We start from the raw sequence: 596 nt of genomic DNA, 5'->3' as shown, positions 1-596 counted from the left end.
CCGCCCCGCCGGTGGCGAAGGAGCCCAGATGCATCAGGTGCCAGTCGTTGGGGACGCCTTCCCCGGTTTCCGGTTCGCAGCTGTACTGGCACATGGGCGACACCCAGCCGCGGTGCCGCAGGTGCAGGGAGCGCAGTTCCAGCGGCGTGAAGAGGGCGGAACCCATCAGAAGAGCACCCGCGCGAGGTTCTGCCGCGCTTTTGCGACGCGGTCGTCGCCCGTGCCCACGACGTCGAACAGTTCCAGCAGCCTGACCCGTGCCGTTTCCCGCTCCGGGCCGAAGTTCCTGCCGATGAACGCGACGATCCGTCCGAGACCGTCCTCGACGTGTCCGCCGGCGACGTCCACGTCGGCCACGCCGAGCTGGGCCGCAAGGTTGTCCGGCTCGGTGGCGGCTTTCTGGCGCAGCGCTTCCGTGTCCGCGGCAGAGAGTGGCTGGAGCCGGCCCATCAGTTCCACCTGCGCGAGCCCGGCCTTGGCTTCGGCGTCAGCGGGCATCTCCAGGAGGGCCTGTCGGTAGGCGTCAGCGGCGGTGGCGTAGTCTCCGGCCTCGATCGCGTCATACGCCTTCTGGTGCAGGGGCGGCAGCGGCGGGG

At 70.3% G+C, this 596-nt stretch carries 2 pseudogenes (1 of these 2 running past the window's edge); both read right to left on the bottom strand.

Features of this window, described 5'->3' with window-relative positions:
* A pseudogene (locus K789_RS25150) lies at positions 1-166 on the bottom strand (NADH:flavin oxidoreductase/NADH oxidase); the annotation flags it as partial.
* Positions 166-596: pseudogene (locus tag K789_RS23055) on the bottom strand (co-chaperone YbbN) (its annotated part continues 450 nt past the right edge of the window); the annotation flags it as partial. The pseudogenes K789_RS23055 and K789_RS25150, both read right to left, overlap by 1 nt.

Source organism: Arthrobacter sp. TB 26 (genome assembly GCF_000427315.1).
Classification (GTDB): Bacteria; Actinomycetota; Actinomycetes; order Actinomycetales; family Micrococcaceae; genus Arthrobacter.
Note: the sequence above shows the minus strand (reverse complement) of the source record. Positions and strands in the feature narration are given on the sequence as shown.